Annotated in this window: 21 protein-coding genes, 1 other RNA gene and 1 pseudogene; 9 read left to right on the top strand and 14 right to left on the bottom strand. The window is 67.8% G+C overall.

All coding sequences use genetic code 11. The features are described from left to right. Nucleotides 1-168 precede the first annotated feature (168 nt). From rnpB to AC1RJ9_RS15945, 4 genes are all read right to left on the bottom strand, one after another. An RNA gene (rnpB, locus tag AC1RJ9_RS15960) (RNase P RNA component class A) lies at nt 169-551 on the bottom strand. A gap of 49 nt (nt 552-600) precedes the next feature. Next, nucleotides 601-1,200 carry an FMN-binding negative transcriptional regulator gene (locus tag AC1RJ9_RS15955; RefSeq protein ID WP_492837876.1) on the bottom strand — a complete coding sequence of 200 codons (600 nt, stop codon included), beginning with the start codon at nt 1,198-1,200 and terminating at the stop codon, nt 601-603. Beyond that, a complete protein-coding gene (locus tag AC1RJ9_RS15950; RefSeq protein ID WP_492837875.1) occupies nt 1,200-1,928 on the bottom strand; it encodes an N-acetylmuramoyl-L-alanine amidase in 729 nt (242 codons plus the stop codon). Before AC1RJ9_RS15950 ends, AC1RJ9_RS15955 begins: the two co-directional genes overlap by 1 nt. Beyond that, entirely contained in the window at nt 1,925-2,818 is an 894-nt protein-coding gene (locus AC1RJ9_RS15945) for a DMT family transporter (RefSeq protein WP_492837874.1), read from the bottom strand. Before AC1RJ9_RS15945 ends, AC1RJ9_RS15950 begins: the two co-directional genes overlap by 4 nt. A gap of 116 nt (nt 2,819-2,934) precedes the next feature. Here AC1RJ9_RS15945 and AC1RJ9_RS15940 point away from each other — a divergent pair, with 116 nt between their 5' ends. Continuing rightward, nucleotides 2,935-4,425, top strand: coding sequence for a flavin-containing monooxygenase (locus AC1RJ9_RS15940; RefSeq protein ID WP_492837873.1), 1,491 nt, complete (start codon nt 2,935-2,937; stop codon nt 4,423-4,425). A gap of 62 nt (nt 4,426-4,487) precedes the next feature. Here AC1RJ9_RS15940 and AC1RJ9_RS15935 read toward each other — a convergent pair whose 3' ends face one another. Both AC1RJ9_RS15935 and AC1RJ9_RS15930 read right to left on the bottom strand, forming a co-directional pair. Next, nucleotides 4,488-5,147, bottom strand: a complete 660-nt coding sequence (locus tag AC1RJ9_RS15935) for a DUF3052 family protein (protein WP_492837872.1) — start codon at nt 5,145-5,147, stop codon at nt 4,488-4,490. Nucleotides 5,148-5,151: 4 nt separating this feature from the next. Next, entirely contained in the window at nt 5,152-5,949 is a 798-nt protein-coding gene (locus tag AC1RJ9_RS15930; protein WP_492837871.1) for a crotonase/enoyl-CoA hydratase family protein, read from the bottom strand. Between the two features lie 174 nt (nt 5,950-6,123). On the opposite strand from AC1RJ9_RS15930, the gene AC1RJ9_RS15925 reads away from it, so the two are divergent. Together AC1RJ9_RS15925 and AC1RJ9_RS15920 are read left to right on the top strand one after the other, a co-directional pair. Then, nucleotides 6,124-6,486, top strand: a complete 363-nt coding sequence (locus AC1RJ9_RS15925; RefSeq protein WP_492837870.1) for a response regulator — start codon at nt 6,124-6,126, stop codon at nt 6,484-6,486. Between the two features lie 51 nt (nt 6,487-6,537). Then, the gene (locus AC1RJ9_RS15920; protein WP_492837869.1) at nt 6,538-7,152 is read left to right on the top strand and encodes a pyridoxamine 5'-phosphate oxidase family protein; all 615 of its coding nucleotides are present in this window, start codon (nt 6,538-6,540) and stop codon (nt 7,150-7,152) included. 3 nt (nt 7,153-7,155) lie between these two features. Here AC1RJ9_RS15920 and AC1RJ9_RS15915 read toward each other — a convergent pair whose 3' ends face one another. The 3 genes from AC1RJ9_RS15915 to fliX form a co-directional block, all read right to left on the bottom strand. Continuing rightward, nucleotides 7,156-8,694, bottom strand: coding sequence for a cation:proton antiporter (locus tag AC1RJ9_RS15915; RefSeq protein WP_492837868.1), 1,539 nt, complete (start codon nt 8,692-8,694; stop codon nt 7,156-7,158). Nucleotides 8,695-8,819: 125 nt separating this feature from the next. After that, nucleotides 8,820-9,248, bottom strand: coding sequence for an RNA polymerase-binding protein DksA (gene dksA / locus AC1RJ9_RS15910; RefSeq protein WP_492837867.1), 429 nt, complete (start codon nt 9,246-9,248; stop codon nt 8,820-8,822). A gap of 212 nt (nt 9,249-9,460) precedes the next feature. Then, nucleotides 9,461-9,892: a flagellar assembly regulator FliX gene (gene fliX, locus AC1RJ9_RS15905; RefSeq protein ID WP_492837866.1), complete on the bottom strand. Its 432-nt coding sequence runs from the start codon at nt 9,890-9,892 to the stop codon at nt 9,461-9,463. Nucleotides 9,893-10,122: 230 nt separating this feature from the next. Between fliX and AC1RJ9_RS15900 the strand changes: the two genes are divergently transcribed. The 4 genes and pseudogenes from AC1RJ9_RS15900 to AC1RJ9_RS15885 all read left to right on the top strand — a co-directional run. Beyond that, nucleotides 10,123-11,235: a flagellar basal body P-ring protein FlgI gene (locus tag AC1RJ9_RS15900; RefSeq protein WP_492837865.1), complete on the top strand. Its 1,113-nt coding sequence runs from the start codon at nt 10,123-10,125 to the stop codon at nt 11,233-11,235. Next, nucleotides 11,235-11,624: a rod-binding protein gene (locus tag AC1RJ9_RS15895; RefSeq protein WP_492837864.1), complete on the top strand. Its 390-nt coding sequence runs from the start codon at nt 11,235-11,237 to the stop codon at nt 11,622-11,624. The genes AC1RJ9_RS15900 and AC1RJ9_RS15895 overlap by 1 nt, the downstream gene beginning before the upstream one ends. Before the next feature lie 4 nt (nt 11,625-11,628). Then, complete coding sequence (locus AC1RJ9_RS15890; RefSeq protein WP_492837862.1) at nt 11,629-12,078, top strand: flagellar basal body protein; 450 nt, start codon at nt 11,629-11,631, stop codon at nt 12,076-12,078. A 10-nt stretch (nt 12,079-12,088) separates the two neighbouring features. Beyond that, nucleotides 12,089-12,170, top strand: a pseudogene (locus AC1RJ9_RS15885) (hypothetical protein); the annotation flags it as partial. A gap of 11 nt (nt 12,171-12,181) precedes the next feature. On the opposite strand, the gene AC1RJ9_RS15880 reads toward AC1RJ9_RS15885, so the two are convergent. The 3 genes from AC1RJ9_RS15880 to AC1RJ9_RS15870 are packed head-to-tail and all read right to left on the bottom strand — an operon-like array spanning nt 12,182 to nt 14,476. Then, nucleotides 12,182-12,820 (bottom strand): class I SAM-dependent methyltransferase, encoded by a 639-nt coding sequence (locus AC1RJ9_RS15880; RefSeq protein WP_492837860.1) that lies wholly within the window; start codon nt 12,818-12,820, stop codon nt 12,182-12,184. Next, complete coding sequence (locus tag AC1RJ9_RS15875) at nt 12,817-14,406, bottom strand: ABC-F family ATP-binding cassette domain-containing protein (protein ID WP_492837859.1); 1,590 nt, start codon at nt 14,404-14,406, stop codon at nt 12,817-12,819. Before AC1RJ9_RS15875 ends, AC1RJ9_RS15880 begins: the two co-directional genes overlap by 4 nt. Beyond that, nucleotides 14,363-14,476 (bottom strand): hypothetical protein, encoded by a 114-nt coding sequence (locus tag AC1RJ9_RS15870; protein WP_395444437.1) that lies wholly within the window; start codon nt 14,474-14,476, stop codon nt 14,363-14,365. Before AC1RJ9_RS15870 ends, AC1RJ9_RS15875 begins: the two co-directional genes overlap by 44 nt. A 124-nt stretch (nt 14,477-14,600) precedes the next feature. Here AC1RJ9_RS15870 and AC1RJ9_RS15865 point away from each other — a divergent pair, with 124 nt between their 5' ends. After that, nucleotides 14,601-15,065, top strand: a complete 465-nt coding sequence (locus AC1RJ9_RS15865; protein ID WP_492837857.1) for a DUF1203 domain-containing protein — start codon at nt 14,601-14,603, stop codon at nt 15,063-15,065. Between the two features lie 9 nt (nt 15,066-15,074). Here the strand turns inward: AC1RJ9_RS15865 and AC1RJ9_RS15860 are convergent, their stop codons facing one another. Then, the gene (locus tag AC1RJ9_RS15860; protein ID WP_492837856.1) at nt 15,075-15,236 is read right to left on the bottom strand and encodes a hypothetical protein; all 162 of its coding nucleotides are present in this window, start codon (nt 15,234-15,236) and stop codon (nt 15,075-15,077) included. 269 nt (nt 15,237-15,505) lie between these two features. On the opposite strand from AC1RJ9_RS15860, the gene uvrA reads away from it, so the two are divergent. Beyond that, nucleotides 15,506-18,415 (top strand): excinuclease ABC subunit UvrA, encoded by a 2,910-nt coding sequence (gene uvrA, locus AC1RJ9_RS15855; protein ID WP_492837855.1) that lies wholly within the window; start codon nt 15,506-15,508, stop codon nt 18,413-18,415. Nucleotides 18,416-18,469: 54 nt separating this feature from the next. Here the strand turns inward: uvrA and AC1RJ9_RS15850 are convergent, their stop codons facing one another. After that, nucleotides 18,470-19,381 (bottom strand): hypothetical protein, encoded by a 912-nt coding sequence (locus AC1RJ9_RS15850; protein WP_492837853.1) that lies wholly within the window; start codon nt 19,379-19,381, stop codon nt 18,470-18,472. Between the last annotated feature and the right edge of the window lie 120 nt (nt 19,382-19,501).

Raw genomic sequence — 19,501 nt, 5'->3', positions numbered from 1 at the left:
TAATCAACAGAACATACACAGAACTCACCACACAAACGCCTTGGGCCGTCGCAGTTCGTCCCATTGGATGTGAACTTCAGGCGCCGTGGCCTTTCCCCGCGCGTAGGAAGACTCGGATGCGCCGCGCGTGAACGCGCTCTGTCGCCTCCCCGCCAGACGGGGAGGATGGGGACCAGATGATCTGTAAGCCGGGTTCTGTTCCGCCGCTCGAAAGCGACGGCGACGATCATTCCTCTAGGCCGGCCATTGCTGGACGGCTCTCGCGACCTACCCGGACCCTCTCGGCCAGTGACGGCCTATCCGACGCGAGGCCGGCGCGGGGTCCCTATTCGGTCTTGCTCCAGGCGGGGCTTGCCATGCCGTCCCTGTCGCCAGGTCCGCGGTGGGCTCTTACCCCACCCTTTCACCCTTCCCGCCCCGTAGGGAGGAGGTTTGCTTTCTGTGGCGCTATCCCTGGGATCGCTCCCGGTGGGCGTTACCCACCGCCTTGTCACCGTGGAGCCCGGACTTTCCTCGGCGTCCGAAGACGACGCGACCGCCCGATCATCTGGTCCGGGACGGTGTTTGACGGGGCGGAGCCCAAACGTCAACGCTCCAGCGTCAAAGCTCTCGCATCAGGCGCGCGATCGGATGCTCGCCCAGCCCCCGGGCAGCGCCCAACCGATCGGCGTCGTTCTTGTTCTGCGAGAGCTTGAAGGTCCCGTCCAGCCGCTCGACGAACAGCCGGCCGCCCATGATCCCGCGCAGCAAGGCCTCGAACTTGCCGGCCTTCATCTTGTCGCGGGTCCAGGGCTTCTTGGGGAGAAGCCGCGCCTCTTCCTGGGCCGACAGGTCGTCCAGCAGGGCCACCAGTTCGGCCTCGTCCAGCGGCGCGACCGAGCCCTCGGCTTCGACGGATTGGTAGTTCCAGGTCGGTACCTGGTCAGCGCTCTCGTACCAGTCCGGGCTGACATAGGCGTCCAGACCCGTGGCCAGCACCACCGCCCGGAAGCCCTGGGTCAGGTGCGGCGCCAGGACGTTGCCGCGTGACAGGTGGAAGTCGAGGGCGATCTCGCCGTCCAGGTCGCGGATCACCACCGGCGACTGGGCCACGAATGGCCGGCCACCGACGGACGCGGCGATCGTCACGAACGGGTGGGCGCGGATGAAGTCCAGCAGGACCGCGCGATCCTCGACGTGGAAGCGGCCGTCCGGGTGCATCAGTCCGCCGCCGCGCGCAGCAGGCCCACCAGCCGCGCCCGGGTCTCGCCGTCGGCGATGCCGTCGAAGCGGCTCTGCAGCCAGTGGCGCTGGAAGGCGCCGACCACCGTCGTGGTCCACTCGTCGTACTTGCCGGTGGGGGCGCAGTCGAAGCCAAGGCGGGTCAGGCCAGCTTGCAGGGCGAAGACGCCGGTCCCCTCCTCGCCCTGGCCCAGCGGCGCGCCGGGCGACGGCGCGGGCTCGATCCAGAGGCCGTGGCCGCTTTCGGCGAGACGCTTCCACGGGAAGAGCTCGCCCGGATCGACCTTGCGGCCCGGCGCGATGTCGGAGTGGCCGAGGATGCGGCTGTCTGGGATCATCCAGCGCGAGCGCACGTCGGCCAGCAGATTGATCACGGAGGCGATCTGGGCCTCGGGGAACGGGCGGTAGCCGAACTCGTGGCCGGGATTGACGATCTCGATGCCGACCGAGGCCGAGTTGATGTCCTTGACGCCCTTCCAGAAGGCCGCCCCGGCGTGCCAGGCGCGGCGCTCCTCGGGCACGAGGCGGAAGATGCGGCCGTCTTCTTCGACGCAGTAGTGCGCCGACACCTTGGCCTCGGGGTCGCGCAGGCGCTCGATCGCGGCCTCGCCGGTCTCCATGCCCGTGTAGTGCAGCACGATCGTGTCGGGCACGGCCTTGCGGGCGTCGAAATTGGGCGACGGGGCCTCGATAAGGCTCAGACTCATTGGGCGCGGTTCCGGATCGACATCAGCAACGGCATGACCTGATTCCGCCGAAGCGCGATGATCAAGACGCCGGTCAGGGCCAGGCCGGCTCCCACGCCCATCCGCAGGTCGAAATGATCGTGGGTGACCAGCACGCCCAGCAGGATGGTGAAGAGCGGCGTCAGCAGGGTGAGCGGAGCGATCAGATTGGCCTCGTAGCGCTGGATCAGCCCGTAATAGGCCGTATGGGCCACGACCGAAACCACCAGGGCCGAGAACACCACCGCCGCCACGAACGGCCAGCCCGCCGCGATCCCCGCCGCGACCTGTCCGGGCTCGATCGCCGCGCTCATCGCAGCCAGCGGCCAGATCGACGAGAAGCCGACCCAGGCCTGGAACTGCAAGGGCCGCACGCCCTCGACCTGCTTCATCATCACCGCGCCCAGCGAGCCGGCGAAGGCGGCCGCCACGATCAGCCAGAGCCCCGGCGACAGCACGAAGCCCTGCGGGCTCCACATCACCGTCACCGCCCCGGCCAGGGTCAGGGCGATGCCAAGCCCCCGCCGCCAGCGGATCGTCTCGCCCAGCATCAGCATCGACAGCAGGGTCGTGAACGGCACGCCCAGCTGGATCACCACCGACGCCGCCGACGGCGAGGCGGTCTTGAAGCCCATGAACAGCAGGGCGAAGTTCCCCGCTCCCATCAGCAGCGCCACCACCACGATCCGCCACGTCGGCTTGGGCGCGGGCAGCAGCCACGGCAGGGTCGCCAAGGCCACCAGCGAGAAGCGCACCGCCGCGTAGAACAGCGGCGGCACGCCCCAATGGGCGACCACGATCTTGGAGATGATGTTGTTGCTGGCCCAGACCAGACAGATCAGGACCAGCAGGCCGAAGTCGCGAAGAGACATGAACTATCCGATAGGCCGCGGTTGACGTTCGGTCAAAACGGTCGTTTGTTGGTGAACACTGTTCACATACGACCACACCGGGTCAACCGGCGGGCGGAGCAAACGGGCGGAAGCGGATGACCATCGAACATGTCGACGTCCTGATCGTGGGCGCGGGGCTTTCAGGGATCGGCGCGGCCTATCACCTGAAGAAGCACTGCCCCGGCAAGACCTATGCGATCCTGGAGGGGCGCGAGGCGATCGGCGGCACCTGGGACCTGTTCCGCTATCCGGGCATCCGCTCCGACAGCGACATGTACACCCTGGGCTACAGCTTCAAGCCGTGGAAAGCCGCCAAGGCCATCGCCGACGGCCCGTCGATCCTGAACTACGTCCGCGAAACGGCGCGTGAGCACGACGTTGACCGTCACATCCGCTTCAAGCACATGGTCAAGCGCGCCAGCTGGTCGACGCAGACGGCGACCTGGACGGTCGAGGCCGAGCATGACGGTCAGACCGTCACCTTCACCTGCGGCTTCCTCTATATGTGCGCCGGCTATTACCGCTATTCGGCCGGCTACACGCCCGAGTTCGCGGGGACCGAGCGCTTCAGGGGGGCGATCGTCCACCCGCAGCACTGGCCCGAAGCCCTCGATTACACCGGCAAGAAGGTCGTGGTGATCGGCAGCGGCGCCACCGCCGTGACCCTGGTGCCAGAGATGGCCAAGACGGCCGAGCACGTGGTCATGCTGCAGCGCTCGCCGACCTATGTGGTCTCACGCCCGGCCGAGGACGGGATCGCCAACTGGCTGCGCTCCAAGCTGCCGGCCATGACCGCCTATGGCCTCACCCGCTGGAAGAACGTCCTCTTCCAGATGCTGTTCTTCAACATGGCCCGCAAGAAGCCAGAGAAGGTCAAGGAGCGCCTGCTGGGCATGGTCCGCGAGCACCTGGGCCCGGACTACGATATCGAGACCCACTTCACGCCGCGCTACAATCCCTGGGATCAGCGCCTGTGCCTGGTGCCGGACGCCGACCTGTTCGACTCGATCAAGTCGGGCGCCAGCTCGGTGGTCACCGACCACATCGAGACCTTCACCGAGACCGGTCTCCAGCTGAAGTCCGGCAAGACCCTGGACGCCGACGTCGTCGTCACGGCCACCGGCCTGCAGATGCAGCTGCTCAGCGGCATGGAGGTCGTGGTCGACGGCAAGGTCGCCGACCTGTCCCAGTCGATGAGCTACAAGGGCATGATGTTCAGCGACGTGCCGAACCTGGCCTCCGCGTTCGGCTATACCAACGCCAGCTGGACGCTGAAGGCGGACCTGACCTCCGAATATGTCTGCCGCCTGCTGAACCACATGGACCGCACGCGAACCGACTTCTGCGTGCCGCGCGTCGACGGCGAGATGGAGGTCGCGCCATGGCTCGACTTCTCGTCCGGCTACGTCACCCGCGCGATCGGCCAGTTCCCCAAGCAGGGCCTGCGCAAGCCGTGGAAGGTGCACCAGAACTACGCTCTGGACCTGGCGGCCCTGCGCCTGGGCAAGGTTGAGGACGGAGTCATGCAGTTTGGCCGCAAGACCGGGGTGAAGGCCCAGCCCGTGAAGGCGATGGAAGCGGCCTGACGAGGCTTCCCTATCGCCATCTCCTCCCCGCCTTCGCGGAATGAGCGGTATCGGCGATAGCTCTACGCCTCCTCGTCGAACCCTTCGTCATCCGCGACAGGAGCTGTCGCCGGCGCGGCCTTCGGCGTCTTGCGTTTCACGAACCGCAGCGCCGTGTGGCTCTTGGAGAAGGCGCAGACCTTGGTGTCGGACAGGCCAAAGCCGCGCGCGGCGGTCAGCACGTCGGTGTCCTTCAGCGGCGCGCCCTTGCCCTTCTGGGAGACGATCCAGATCGCGCCCTTGTCGGCCAGGATCCACATCAGGTCCTCCAGCCGGTCGAGGTCGGCCAGGTCGTCGGCGGCCAGGAACAGGATATCGACGCCGTCGGCCTCATCGGCGTCGACCGGCTCGACGCGGGTAGACAGCTCGGCCAGGAACGCCGCGTCCTCGACGCCGTCGATGACCACGGTCATGCCCGGCTTGACGCCAAGCTTGTCCAGGCGCGAGGGCGGGTTCTGGATGGCGTGCAGCCACTTGTCGGCCTGGCCCGGCTCCAGGGTGAACCGCGTGCCGTCGCTCAGCACCAGGTCATCGCCCTCGGTCCGCAGGTTCTTCAGCGCGTGGCCCTGGTAGATGCCGCGATAGGCCCCGCGGAAGATCAGCTTCGGCGGCTCCCACAGCAGCTTGCCCTCGCTGTCGCCGTCCGACAGCTGACCCCAGACGCCGCTCGCTTCCTTGCCCATGATCTCAGGCGCCCTTGAACACGGGCGCGCGCTTTTCGAGGATCGCGTCGACGCCTTCCATGTGGTCCTCGGTGTGGTGGGCGATGGCCTGGGCGGCCGCGCTCATCTCCATCAGGGTGTCGTAGCTGGCCGTCTGGCCGTGCTTGAGCAGGCTCTTGGCCATGCGCAGGGCGTACGGCGGCTGCTGGGCGATGCGGTTGGCGAGCGTCAGGGCCTCGTCCATCAGCGTCTCGGCCGGCACGGCCTTGCTGATCAGACCCCAGTCGGCGGCCTTGGCCGCGTCGATGACGTCGCCGGTGAACAGCAGTTCCGCCGCGCGGCTCATGCCGATCGTGCGCGGCATCAGCCAGGCGCCGCCGTCGCCGGGAATCAGACCCAGCTTCAGGAAGGTGACGCCGAACCGGGCCGTGTCGGCGGCGATGCGGATGTCGGTCATGCAGGCCACGTCGCAGCCCAGGCCGATCGCCGCCCCGTTCACCGCCGCGATCGACGGGACCTCAAGGCCGTAGATGGCCCGGACGATTCGGTGGATGTTCTTGCGGTAGCCGTCGCGCACGGCCACGCCGTTGCCGCCGAACGCGCCCTCGCGCGCCTTCATCGCCTTGACATCGCCGCCGGCCGAGAAGGCCTTTCCCGCGCCGGTCAGGATCACGCAGCGGATCTCCTGATCGTCGTTGATCGCCTCGCAAGCGGCGACCACCTGGTCGCCGTCGCCCGGCGCGCCGAGGGCGTTCATCGTCTCCGGACGGTTCAGGGTGAGGATGGCGACGTGGCCGCGCTTCTCGGTAAGGATCAGGGACAAGGCTGGGCGCTCCTGCGAATTCTGTTTTTTCCTTCCATAGCCTGCTTTCCCACGCTGCGCAGCCGAACAGGCACACACAACCTTTACGCTTATGAAGATCACGAAAACGCGACTGGCGCGGCGACGCGCGGCGACATTGACTGGACATAGGGACGATCACGAAGGCTGCGGCGAATGACCGAGCACGCGAAGGCCCGACACGTGTTGATTATCGAGGATGAAATCCTCGTCGCGTTCGAGGTCGAAGCCCTTCTGGCGGAGCAGGGCTTCACGAGTTTTGATATCGCCGACAGCCTGTCGGACGCCTTGGCCTTGGCCTTGGCGAATCCGCCAGATCTGATTACCGCCGACTATCGGATCGTCGGCGGCACCGGCGAGGAGGCCGTCGAGGCCATCCAGCGGAAGCTGGGCCGCATCCCCGTCGTCTATGTCACCGGCAACGCCGACCAACTGCAGGGTCGCCTCACCCCGATCGTCGACAAGCCGATCTCGGCTCGCCGCCTGCGCGAGGCCTGCGTCCGCGCCGCCCTGTCCTGAGATTGTCCGCCGTCCGCCAAGGCTCTAGAAGCAGGGCCACGGGAGGATGCGATGCACGAGATCACCACCCTCGAGGCTCTTGAGGCGCTGTATCAGCCCCAGCCGGCCCCCGCCTCGACCGTCAAGGTCACCGACCACATCACCCCGCACTACGCGGCCTTGATCCAGGCCTCCCCGTTCGTGGCCCTGGCCACCGTCGGCCCCGAAGGCCTGGACTGCAGCCCGCGCGGCGACCTGCCCGGCTTCGTCCGCATCGCCGATCCCCGGACGCTGATCCTGCCCGACCGGCGCGGCAATAACCGAATCGATTCGTTGCGCAATGTCGTCCGCGACCCGCGCGTGGCGCTGCTGTTCCTGATCCCCGGCTCAGGCACAACCTTCCGCGTCAACGGCCGGGCGATGCTGAGCGTCGATCCCGACCTGCTGGACAGCTTCGCCGTCGACGGCAAGCCGCCGCGCACGGCCATGGTGGTCACGGTCGTCGAAGCCTACTTCCAATGCGCCCGCGCCATCGTCCGCTCGGGCCTCTGGAAGCCGGAAAGCCAGGTCGACCCGAAGTCCCTGCCCACGCCCGGCGCCATGCTGGCCGCCGTCACCGCCGGCGAGGTCGGCGGCGAGGCCTACGACCGCGAATGGCCGGGTCGCGCGGCGAAGACGATGTGGTGATGATCAGCTTTCCTCGATTTGGCGTTCGTCCTCGCGGCTGATCGAGACCTCCTCGAAATCCAGCTCCTCCTGCAGGACCAGAAAGGCGTCGGCGCCGACAGCCTGGCCGTCGCGCAATTCCTCCAGCCGCTCACGCTGGCGGCGGATGGCCTTGAGGCCCAGGGCCCTCCGCGCTTCCAGCTCACCGGTCCGCGTCGGGAAGGTGGTCGGCACCGCGGCGAAACGGTAGCGCCAGTGGTCTGCGGCCGCGCTCGTCTTGCCCTCCAGCGCCTTGAGGGCGACGCCGGCCATGTCGGCCCGGATACGGACCAATTCCGCGTCGAGGCCGTTCTCGCCGTCCAAGCGCAGCAGACGGACCAACGGCGACAGGGTCAGGCCCTGCAGCACCAGGGTGGCCAGCACGACGGCGAAGGCGGTCAGCACGATCAGGTCGCGTTGCGGGAAGTCGCCCGGCAGGGCGAAGGCGGTCGCCAGGGTCACGAGGCCGCGCATGCCGCACCAGCCGACCAGCACGCCGTGGCGCAGGCTGGGGGTCGGATAGGCGTCGCCTCGCAGGCCGGGGAGGATCTGCGACAGCCGGATATAGGTCAGCACCCAGACCATCCGCACCGCGACCAGGCAGCCGACCACCGCGGCGGCGAAAACGGCCGCCTCCATCAGGCGCTCGCGCGGCATGCTGGCGACGATGGTGCGCGCCTGCAGGCCCATCAACAGGAAGGCCAGGACGTTCAGCAGGAACACCGACGAGGTCCAGACCGCGAAGCTGTGGATGCGCATGCGCGGCGGCGTGCGCAGGCTGGCCGTTCTGGCGATGGTCATGGCGAAGGCCACCAGGCAAAGCACCGCCGACAGCCCCAGGCGCTCGGCGATGATCCAGGCTCCAAAACACGCGACGAACTCCGCCATGTTGCCGCCCAGCGTGCCGGTCACGAAAGGGTTCATGAAGCGCAGCACGCGCGCCAGGACGATCCCCAGGATCACCCCGCCGGGCGCCGCAAGCGTCAGCTTCACGGCCAGGGCGGTGTCGATGCCGCCCTGGGCCTGGAAAGCCAGCGCCGCCGAGAACAGCAGCAGGGCCGAGGCGTCGTTCAGCAGGCTCTCGCCCTTCAGCACCGCGACCGAGCCGCGCGGCAGGCGCACGGTGGTGAGGATGGCGGTGGCGGCCGCCGCGTCCGGCGGAGCGACGATCGCGCCCAGGGCCAGGGCCGCGGCGATCGGCAGGCCGACCATGGTCACGCCCAGCCACGCCACCGCGCCGGCGCTGAGGATCACCGCCACGATGGCCAGGGCGAACAACGGCCGCCACATTTTGCGCACATCAGCGACCGGGAAGTCGAAGGCCGCGTCGACCAGCACCGGGGCCAGGAACAGGGCCAGGGCCGTATGCGGCTCGATCGAGATCTTCGGCAGGCCGGGGACAAGGGCGAAGCACACGCCGGCCGCGGCCAGCAGGGCCGGATAGGGCGCGTTCAGCCGACGCGAAACCTGCAGCAGCAGGACGGCGGCGGCCAGCAGGACGAGCAGGCTCTCGAAAAAGCTCAAGCGGTGTCTCCGGGTCCGCGCACGACCTTACGCACCTGATCTCAAAACAAAAGCGGCCCTGGGCTCCCCACCCAAGGCCGCTTGAAACACATTGAGTCGCCCCAAGTTCCCTTGGAGAGCAGCGCTTAGTCGTCGCGATGGACGCGTTCGCGGCGCTCGTGGCGTTCCTGGGCTTCGACGCTCATGGTCGCCGTAGGGCGAGCATCCAGTCGAGCCAGGCCGATGGGCTCGCCCGTCTCCTCACAATAGCCGTAGGAGCCGTCCTCGACGCGGCGCAGGGCCTGGTCGATCTTGGAGATCAGCTTCCGTTGACGATCGCGGGTACGGAGCTCAAGAGCCCGGTCGGTTTCCGAGGACGCGCGATCAGCGAGATCGGCGTGATTCTCGGTTTCTTTCTGGAGATGAGCGACCGTTTCGCGAGATTCGCGAAGGATCTCCTCTTTCCAGGCTAGCAGCTTGTCCTTGAAATACTCAAGCTGCCGCTCATTCATGAAAGGCTCGTCCTCGGAAGGACGATAGTCAGACTTTTCGACAAGAACAGTGGCCGTTTGCATCAACGCCTCACGCCCCAATGAACTCAGCCCTTAAGGGCTGCGTGCTTATAGCAAAAGGTGAGCCGGGTTCAATGAACCTCGCGTGAGCGGCGCGTTCAGGTCGCGCGCCTCCCGCAAAAGGGCCGTGAACACGGCGACGACGCGTATAGAACGCGCAAGAAAGACTGGCGTGGCAGGGAAACGCCGATTTTGAAGTCCCCGCCCCGGCCATCTCAGCTACGCGCCTGAAGCTTGGCCAGCTCGACGGCGGCGCGCGTCTCGATGTCGTTGAGGATCCCTTCCAGGTTGGGATCGTCGGTATTGTCCCGCTGCTCGCGGATGGCGCGCGTCAGGCGGTCCAGGGTGTCGGATGAGATGTCGCCGTCGATCAGCCCGACCCGCACATCGCCCAGCAGGTCGAGGATGTGCTCGGCGCGGCGCACCGCGCGGCGCTTGCGCTCCAGCGGATTGCCGACCGCGCCCATCTCTTGAAGCGCCAGCAGGGCGTCGACCGAGCCGACGCCGGACAGGCCGCCGACCGAGGCGGTGCTCGCGGCGCCGCTGGCGGCGTTCACGGATGGCAGCGAAAAGCCCGTCGACCCGCCGGCCGGCTTGGCCCGCGACGCGCCGCTCGCACCTACGCCCCCCGTGCTGGAAACCTTCATCCGACAGCTCCAAAAAGCTCATGGCGCGAGTCACTTATCCCGCGATCTCAACATAATCCGCCTGGGCGCTTGAAGTATGGTTAATGCCGGGCAGATTCTGCCGCGAGGCGCCCTGCGGACCACCGCCGAATCCCGAATCCGTTGAGTCACAAGGCCCTGAGCACGATCAGGAAACTGGCCCGCTTCTGGCATGGAGCGGCGCGGGGACGGTTCCCCACGACGAGATTGCCATGCCGCGTTCATTCTTTCGCATCCTGCTGACCGCCCTGGTCGCCGCTTCGGCGCTGGTCGCCGCCCCGGCGTTCGCCAAGTCGCGGATCAAGGACATCGTCGCCTTCGAAGGCGTTCGCGAGAACCAGCTGATCGGCTACGGCATCGTCGTCGGCTTGAACGGCACCGGCGACAGCCTGCGCAACGCGCCGATGACCAAGCAGAGCCTCGAGGCCATGCTGGAACGCCAGGGCGTCAACGTCCGCGACGGCAATCTTAACACCAAGAACACCGCCGCCGTCATGGTCACGGCCGCCCTGCCCCCCTTCTCGGCGGCCGGCTCGAAGGTCGACGTGACGGTCTCGACCCTGGGCGACGCCAAAAGCCTGCTGGGCGGCACCCTGCTCGTCACCAGCCTGCAAGGCGCGGACGGCCAGACCTATGCCGTGGCGCAAGGCACGGTCCAGACCGGCTCGGTCTCGGCGGGCGGCGCCTCGGGCAGCTCGGTCACCAAGGGCGTTCCGACCGCCGGCCGCATCGCCAGCGGCGGCGTCATCGAGCGCGAGACCGGCTTCCAGATGGTCAATATGGACATCATGCGCCTGACCCTGCGCAATCCGGACTTCACCACCGCCCGCCGCGTCGCCGACGCCATCAACGCCAAGTTCCCCGGCTGCGCCCAGGCCCAGAACCCCACGATCATCGCCACCCGCGCCCCTCCCGGCATGGACATGATCACCTTCATGACCAACATCGAGAACCTGATGGTCGAGCCCGACGGTCCGGCCAAGGTGGTGATCGACGAAGTGGCCGGCGTCATCGTCATGGGCGACGACGTCCGCATCAGCAAGGTGGCCATCGCCCAGGGCAACCTGACCATCTCGGTCCAGGAAAACCCCGCCGTCAGCCAGCCGGCGCCTTTCAGCCAAGGCCAGACGGCCGTGGTCCCGCAATCGACGGTGAATGTCGACGAGGAGAAGGGCAAGAAACTGCTCACCCTGGGCGGCTCGCCGTCGCTCAAGAGCCTGGTCGGCGGCCTCAACGCGCTGGGCGTCACGCCCCGCGACATGATCTCGATCCTGCAGGCCGTGAAGGCCGCGGGCGCCCTGCAAGCCGACATCGAGGTGATGTGATGAGCACGCTGTCGACCATCTCCACCTTCGTCCCGCAGTTCGGCGCGACCGCCGCCACGATCAAGACCGCCGCCAAGGCGGTGCAGAGCGCCGCGAGCACGGCCCAGGGCGCGGTTCAGGACGCCGCCAGCGCGGCCAAGGAGGCCGCCCGGCGCGCCAAGATCGCCGACACGGCCAAGACCTTCGAGTCCTCGTTCATGTCCGTGATGATGCAGCAGATGTTCGAGGGCGTGAAAACCTCCGAACCGTTCGGCGGCGGCAACGGCGAGGAGATGTTCAAGTCGGTCCTGACCGACGCGATGTCGAAGGAAGTGACCAAGGCCGGCGGCATCGGCCTGGCCGCCACGATCCAACGCGAAATGCTGAAGATGCAAGGTCTGAAGGAGTAACCCCATGGCCATCGCCGCCATCGACGCCGACGATCGCGTCCACCAGCTGACCCTGTTGACCGAGCGCCTGACCGACCTGATCGCCCGGGAGGCCTCGGCCTTCGAAAGCCACCGCCCGCACGAGGCGGCGCAGTATGTCGAAGAGACGGCCAAGTTGGCCAATGTCTACCGGCACGAGTCGATGCGGGTGCGCCACAACCCCGCCCTGCTCGAAAGCGCCCGTCCCGAGCTGCGCCAGAGGCTGATCCGCGCCACCGAGGCTTTCGACGCGGTTCTCGCCCGCCAGGCGCGCGCCGTGAACGCCGCCAAGACGGTCACCGAGGGCCTGGTCCACGCCGTGGCCCAGGAGATCGCCAGCCAGCGCGCCGCCCCGGCCGCCACCTACGGCGCCGGCGGCATGGTCACCGACCGCCCGCAGCACGGCGCGGCGATCACCCTGAACCGCAAGGCCTAGGAACAGAAACCTCGTCCTTCGACAGGCTCAGGATGAGGTTTCCACCGAACGCCAGCACTGATCCTCATCCTGAGCCCGTCGAAGGACGAGGATCACACTCTGCCTAACCGATGAATTCGAACACCGCCGCCGCTCGCATCGCCCCCTGGGCGTCGCCGTAGTCGGCGACCGGATACTCGGCCACGACGCGCAAGCGTTCGGTGGGCAGGAAGGCCCGGAAGGGATCGCCGATCAGCACCGCGATTCCGGACGCGGCGCAGCGCTCCAGATAGGCCGTGACCCGCCCGGCCAGGTCAGGGTCGTAGAAGAGATCCCCCACCAGCATCAGGTCGACCTCAGGCGGATCCCCGCCGGTGATGTCGGACCGCGTGACCTCGACCGCCACGCCGTTGGCGGCGGCGTTCAGGCGCGTGGCGGTCGCGGCATAGGGATCGATGTCGACCGCCCTCACCGCGCCCGCGCCCGCCAGGGCGGCGGCGATGGCCACCAGGCCCGAGCCCGCGCCGAGGTCCAGCACGCGCTTGCCGGCGACGATCTCCGGATGATCGAGGACGTGTCGCGCCAAAGCCAGGCCACCGCCCCACGGCCGCGCCCAGTAGGGCGAGCCGAAACCCGGATCGGCCTCGGCCAGCCGCATCAGGCCGCTGCGCGGCCCCGCGCGATGCAGGCGGATCTCCGGGACGCCTGGCGCGGGCTCCAGCGGCAGACGATCCAGGATGAAGGCTTCGAGATCGGTCGTCATGGCTCGCCGCCCAAGCTTATCGTTCTCTCGACGCCGATCGCATCCAGGAAATCGGCGTCGTGGCTGACCACCAGCAGCGCCCCGTCATAGCCCGACAGCGCCGCCTCGACGGCTTCGATCGAGGCCAGGTCCAGGTGGTTGGTCGGCTCGTCCAGGATCAGCAGTTGCGGCGGGACGGCGGCGCAGAGCACGCAGGCCAGAGCCGCCCGCAGGCGCTCGCCGCCGCTCAGGGTCCCCGCGACCTGATGCGCCGCAGTGTTACGGAACAGGAACCGCGCCAAGGCCGCATGGGCGTCGTTCTGGGACGCGGTCGGGTTCAGGCGGCGGAAGTTCTCCAGGATGGTCTCGTCGTCGGCCAGCAGCGCCGCCCGCTGATCGAGCAGGGCGAACGGGACGGACAGCTTCACCGCCCCCGCCGTCGGGGCCAACGCGCCGGTGGCCAGCCGGATCAGGGTCGTCTTGCCCGTCCCGTTCGGTCCGGAGATCGCCACCCGCTCGGGCCCGGCGATGCGAAACGACAGGTCTTCGATCACCGGCGTTCCGTCCGGCCAGCCGAAGGTCACCGCCTCGAAAGCCAGCACGCCGCGCCCTTCCGCCAGGCCTGACGACGGCAGGTCGAAGCCCAGGGTCCGGGCGCGCTCGACGCGGGCCTCGGCCGAGACCTTGGCCTGGGCCGCCTCGGCCGTCAGCTTGTCGGCGAGCTTACCCTCGCGCGCGCCGCTGTTCTCGGCCCGCTCGGCCATCATGCCCAGCACGATTTTCGGCGTCCCGCCCCGGTCCGCGAACTTGCGGCCGGCGGCGTCCCGGCGCTCCTTGCGCTCGCAGGCCACTTGGGCCTCGCGGGCGACGCGGCGGACCTCCTTCTCGGCGTGGTCGAGGTCGCGCTGGGCGGCCTGCGCCGCCTCGGCCTTGCGTTCGACATAGAGGTCCCAGCCGCCGCCGTAAGACCGCGCGCCCAGCGACGACAGCTCAACGATCCGGTCCATGCCGCGCAGCAGGCCGCGGTCGTGGCTGACCACCACCGCCCCGCCGCGCCAGCGGGCCAGCACCTTGCCGACGATCCCCCGCGCCTCGGTGTCGAGATTGTTGGTCGGCTCATCAAGCAAGAGAACGTCGGGCCGGGCGATCAGCAGCCGCGCGAGGCCGGCGCGCGTCGCCTGCCCACCCGACAGCGCCGTCGCCGGTCGCTCGGGGTCGAAGCCCGCCAGGCCGACATCGGCCAGCGCCTGATCCAGCCGCGCCGGCAGATCCCAGTCCGCTTCGGCCAGGTCGACCTCGTCGCCCTCCCCGCGCTCGATGCGCGACAGGCGATCCCAGGCCTCGCCGACGCCCAGCAGGTCGGCCAGTCGCGCCCCCGGCGAGACGTCTGGCGTCTGATCGAGGGTCGCGACGGTCCCCGCCCGCGTGACCGTCCCAGTCAGCGGCGCGCGTGCGCCGGCGATCAACGCCAGCAAGGTGCTCTTGCCGACGCCGTTGCGCCCGACGAGACCGATCCGCTCGGCCCCGATCGCCAGGTTCAGATTTTCGAAAAGAAGCCGGCCGTCAGGCGTGGCGGCGGAAACGGCGTCCAGAGTGACGAAGGACATGCGAACCCACGGTCAGGGAAACGGGAAGGACGAAGCGGTCTTCCGTCTTGCTGATCATGGGAGCCTCCATCGGATGGGAAGGGGCGGCTTTTACGCCCGCGAACGAAGTTCGGCAAGCTGGATCGCCGTCGCAAGGATCGGGTGTCGTTCCTCGGCGGCTGACGCGACAACGCGGACAACCCTAGGAGTTACCCATGGCCTACACCGTCACCAGCCTGCCCGCCGAACCGTTCGCCCCGCTGTTCGCGATGGACGACGAAGCCTTGGCCTCGCGCGGCGCCCGTCGCGTCGTCGCCGATGCGCCGCTGGGCTTTCCCTGCCGGGTCAGCCTGGATGACGCGGAGCCGGGCGAAACCCTGATCCTGGTCAATTACGAGCACCAGAGCGCCTCGACGCCGTTCCGCGCCAGTCACGCCATCTTCGTGCGCGAGGGAGTCGAACCCGTCGCCGCGATCGACGAAATGCCCCCCGCCCTGCGCCGCCGCCTGCTGTCGCTGCGGGCCTTCGACGCCGACGGCATGATGATCGCCGCCGACATCGTCGAGGGCGCCCAGGCGCAAGGCCTGATCGAAAGGATGTTCGAGGATCCGCGGATCGCCTATCTGCACGCCCACTACGCCAAGTGGGGTTGCTACGCGGCGCGGATAGACCGGGCCTGAGGCCAGGTTCTAGGTCGGCGCCATCTCGCGCAGGACCCAGACCAGCGAGCCGATCCCGGCGCAGAAGACCATCATGTCGATGACGATCGAGCGCGGCTTGGGCGCCTTCAGCGCGTTGAACGCCTCCTGCTTGGCGTCCAGCTTGGCGTTCCCGGCCTCTTTCTTGGCCATGGCTCATTCCTTCGCAAGGTCGAGCTTCGGCTCGAACCTGCGCTTTTAATCATGCGTGGACTGAAGAACCCGCTTCCAAACAGGGTTGAGGAGAGGTTGCGCCTCCTGCGTCTCTCCCGCCTCTCGCTGCTGACATCCACTGTCAGCAGAAGCGCCCCCGCGCGTGCGCGACATTTGTTCGCATGTTGTTCTTGTGTTAATTCGCGCGTCGAGCCCTACATATAGCCGCTGCGCCGCGACCAATGTCGCGGCCCAACGTTCCGGAAAACATGGCTGAGCAACTGAACTTCATCCGCGTTCGCGGCGCCCGTGAGCACAATCTGAAGAACGTCAGCGTCGATATCCCGCGCGGCGAGCTGGTCGTGCTGACCGGCCTGTCGGGCTCGGGCAAGTCGTCCCTGGCCTTCGACACGATCTATGCCGAGGGCCAGCGTCGCTATGTGGAAAGCCTGTCGGCCTACGCCCGTCAGTTCCTGGAGCTGATGAGCAAGCCCGACGTCGATCTGATCGAGGGCCTGTCGCCCGCGATCTCGATCGAACAGAAGACCACCAGCCGCAACCCGCGCTCGACCGTCGGCACGGTGACCGAGATCCACGACTACATGCGCCTGCTGTGGGCGCGGGTCGGGGTGCCGTACTCGCCCGCCACCGGCCTGCCGATCGAGAGCCAGACCATCAGCCAGATGGTCGACAAGATCACCGCCCTGCCCGAAGGCACGCGTCTCTACCTGCTGGCCCCGGTCGTCCGCGACCGCAAGGGCGAGTACCGCAAGGAGATCGCTGAGTGGCAGAAGGCCGGCTTCCAGCGGCTGAAGATCGACGGCGAATACTATCCGATCGAGGACGCCCCGGTCCTCGACAAGAAGTTCAAGCACGACATCGACGTGGTCGTGGACCGCGTGGTGACCAAGCCCGACATGGAGCAGCGCCTGGCCGACTCCATCGAGCAGGCCCTGCGGCTCGCCGATGGTCTCGCGGTTGCCGAGTTCGCCAATATGGAGGACGGCGAGAAGGAGCCGCGGCGCATCCTGTTCTCGGAACGCTTCGCCTGTCCGGTCAGCGGCTTCACGATCGCCGAGATCGAGCCGCGCCTGTTCTCGTTCAACAATCCGGCGGGCGCCTGCCCGGTCTGCGATGGCCTGGGCGCCAAGCTGGCCTTCGACGCCGACCTGGTGATCCCCGACAAGGACAAGAGCCTGCACAAGGGCGCCGTGGCCCCGTGGGCCAAGGGACCCTCGCCGCTCTACACCCAGACCCTGCAGGCCCTGGCGCGCCACTACGGCTTCTCGATGGACGAGGCCTGGTACAAGCTGTCGCCCGACGCGCGTGACGTGGTGCTGAACGGGTCCAAGGGGACCAAGATCAAGTTCATCTACGACGACAACGCCCGCAAGTACGAGGTCGAGAAGCCCTTCGAGGGCGTGCTGCCGAACCTGGAGCGCCGCTGGCGTGAAACGGACTCGAGCTGGGTGCGCGAGGAGCTGGGCCGCTACCAGTCCGACACTCCGTGCGAGACCTGCCACGGCAAGCGCCTGAAACCCGAAGCCCTGGCCGTCAAGATCGACGCCATGGACATCGCCGAGGTGTCGATGCTGGCCATCCGTCCGGCGCGCGACTGGTTCGCCAGCCTGGAAGGCAAGCTGACCGACAAGCAGATGGAGATCGCCCGGCGGATCCTGAAGGAGATCAACGATCGCCTGCGGTTCCTGGTCGATGTCGGCCTCGACTACCTGAATCTCTCGCGCGGCTCGGGCACCCTGTCGGGCGGCGAGAGCCAGCGCATCCGCCTGGCCAGCCAGATCGGCTCGGGCCTGACCGGCGTGCTGTACGTGCTGGACGAGCCGTCGATCGGCCTGCACCAGCGCGACAATACCCGCCTGCTGACCTCGCTGCAGGGTCTGCGGGACCTGGGTAATTCGGTGCTGGTGGTCGAGCACGACGAGGAGGCCATCCTCACCGCCGACTACGTGATCGACATGGGTCCGGCCGCCGGCGTCCACGGCGGCGAGATCATCGCCGAGGGCAAGCCGGCCGACATCATGGCCAACCCGAAAAGCATCACCGGCCAGTACCTGACCGGCGCGCGCGAGATCGAGGTCCCCGAACAGCGCCGGCCGATCAACAAGAAGAAGGTGCTGAAGGTTATCGGCGCCACCGGCAACAACCTGAAGAACGTCACCGCCGAGATCCCCGTGGGGACCTTCACCTGCGTCACCGGCGTGTCGGGCGGTGGCAAGTCGACCTTCACGATCGAGACCCTGTACAAGGCCGCCGCGCGCCGCCTGAACAACGCCAGCGACGCCCCCGCCCCGCACGAGCGGATCGAGGGCCTGGAGCAGTTCGACAAGGTCATCGACATCGACCAAAGCCCGATCGGCCGCACCCCGCGCTCGAACCCGGCGACCTACACCGGCGCCTTCGGCCCGATCCGCGACTGGTTCGCCGGCCTGCCGGAGAGCAAGGCGCGCGGCTACGGCCCGGGTCGCTTCAGCTTCAACGTCAAGGGCGGTCGCTGCGAGGCCTGCCAGGGCGACGGTGTCATCAAGATCGAGATGCACTTCCTGCCGGACGTGTACGTCACCTGCGATATTTGCAAGGGCAAGCGCTACAATCGCGAGACCCTGGACGTGCTGTTCAAGGGCAAGACGATCGCGGACGTCCTCGACATGACCGTCGAAGAGGCCGCCGACTTCTTCAAGGCCGTGCCGCCGATCCGCGACAAGATGGAGACGCTCAAGCGCGTCGGCCTCAGCTACATCAAGGTCGGCCAGCAGGCCACGACCCTGTCGGGCGGCGAAGCCCAGCGCGTGAAGCTGTCCAAGGAGCTGTCGCGCCGCGCCACCGGCCGGACGCTATACATCCTCGACGAGCCGACCACCGGCCTGCACTTCGAGGACACCAAGAAGCTGCTCGAGGTGCTGCACGAACTGGCCGACCAGGGCAACACCGTGGTCGTCATCGAGCATAACCTGGACGTGGTGAAGACCGCCGACTGGCTGATCGACTTCGGCCCCGAGGGTGGCGACGGCGGCGGCGAGATCGTCGCCACCGGCTCGCCGCAGGACGTGGCCACGGTCGAGGCCAGCTGGACCGGCCGCTACCTCAAGGAACTGCTGGACCGCCACGAGGACCGCCGCAAGGCCCGGGTGGCCGAACTGAAGAAGGCCAAGCGGGCCTAGAAAAGCCGAAGCCCCGGAGATCGCTCTCCGGGGCGTTTTGTCTTTCAGGCCCGCCTACCAGCCGCCGGTGCTGTCGCGGTCGGCGCCCTGCTCGCGCAGGATCCTGTAGATGGTCGGCGGCGGCGAGAAGACGATCAGGCTGATCAACAGCGACATCGCCGTCGAGATCACGGTCTGCACCATGCCCAGCGGCGTCAGATAGGCCTTCAGCGAGGTGCTGTCGGCGTGCAGCACCCGACCGCCGGCGCCGATATCACCGGTCAGCAGCGCGGTGGCGGCCGAAAGGATGACCATCAGCAGCAGGAAGACGATCACGCACATCACCACCGCCAGGAAATAGGCGCCCAGCAGCGACCAGAAGAGACCCTTGGTCAGGGGCAGGGAGCGCACGACGGTGAGCTTGCCGGTGTCGAAGGTCGTCGCCGAGGCCATGGACAGGCGCACGGGCAGATAGAAGAGCGCGCCGAGGGTCGCCAGCGTGATCGCCAGCGCCAGCAACGCGCCGGTGGGACCGCCCAGCGCGCCCATGAACTCCGCCAGACCGAGGCCGACGCCGACCACCCCGCAGATCGCGACGTTGATCGACAGCCAGACCGCCGCCTGCCGCGCCTCGGTCAAGCCAAAGCCCAGGTGGGCGAAGCCCTTCTCCTCGGGCCGCAGCACCAGCCGATTGATCCCCGCGAACAGCACCCCGTTCAGCACCAGGCTGTAGGGCAGCGTCCAGAGCATCATCGGGGTCAGGTCCGCGACCCGACGGCCGAACTCCTCCACGTCGGGATTGTCGGTATTGCTGGCGAAATATTCGGACAGGGCGTGCATCTGCGGTCCGAAGAAATGGATCGACACGACGTTGTAGAGGAACGAGGCGACCGTCAGCAGTCCGCCCCAGATGGCGACGGTCTTCAGGTTCTCCCGCACGAGCCGGAAACCGGAGAAGGCCGCGTCGGAGGCGGAGAACTTGGACATGTCGTGCTCTTCGAAGGATGGACGCCCCAAGGCTAAACAGGTTCGCGCCGCTTCGACAGGGCCGAGGCTGGCTTTATTCGCGCGGGCTTGCGGTCCGTCGACGGGCGCCTCTAACATCCG

The organism is Caulobacter sp. GW822-FHT07D08 (assembly GCF_058798735.1).
This window is presented reverse-complemented; position numbering and strand designations above follow the sequence as displayed.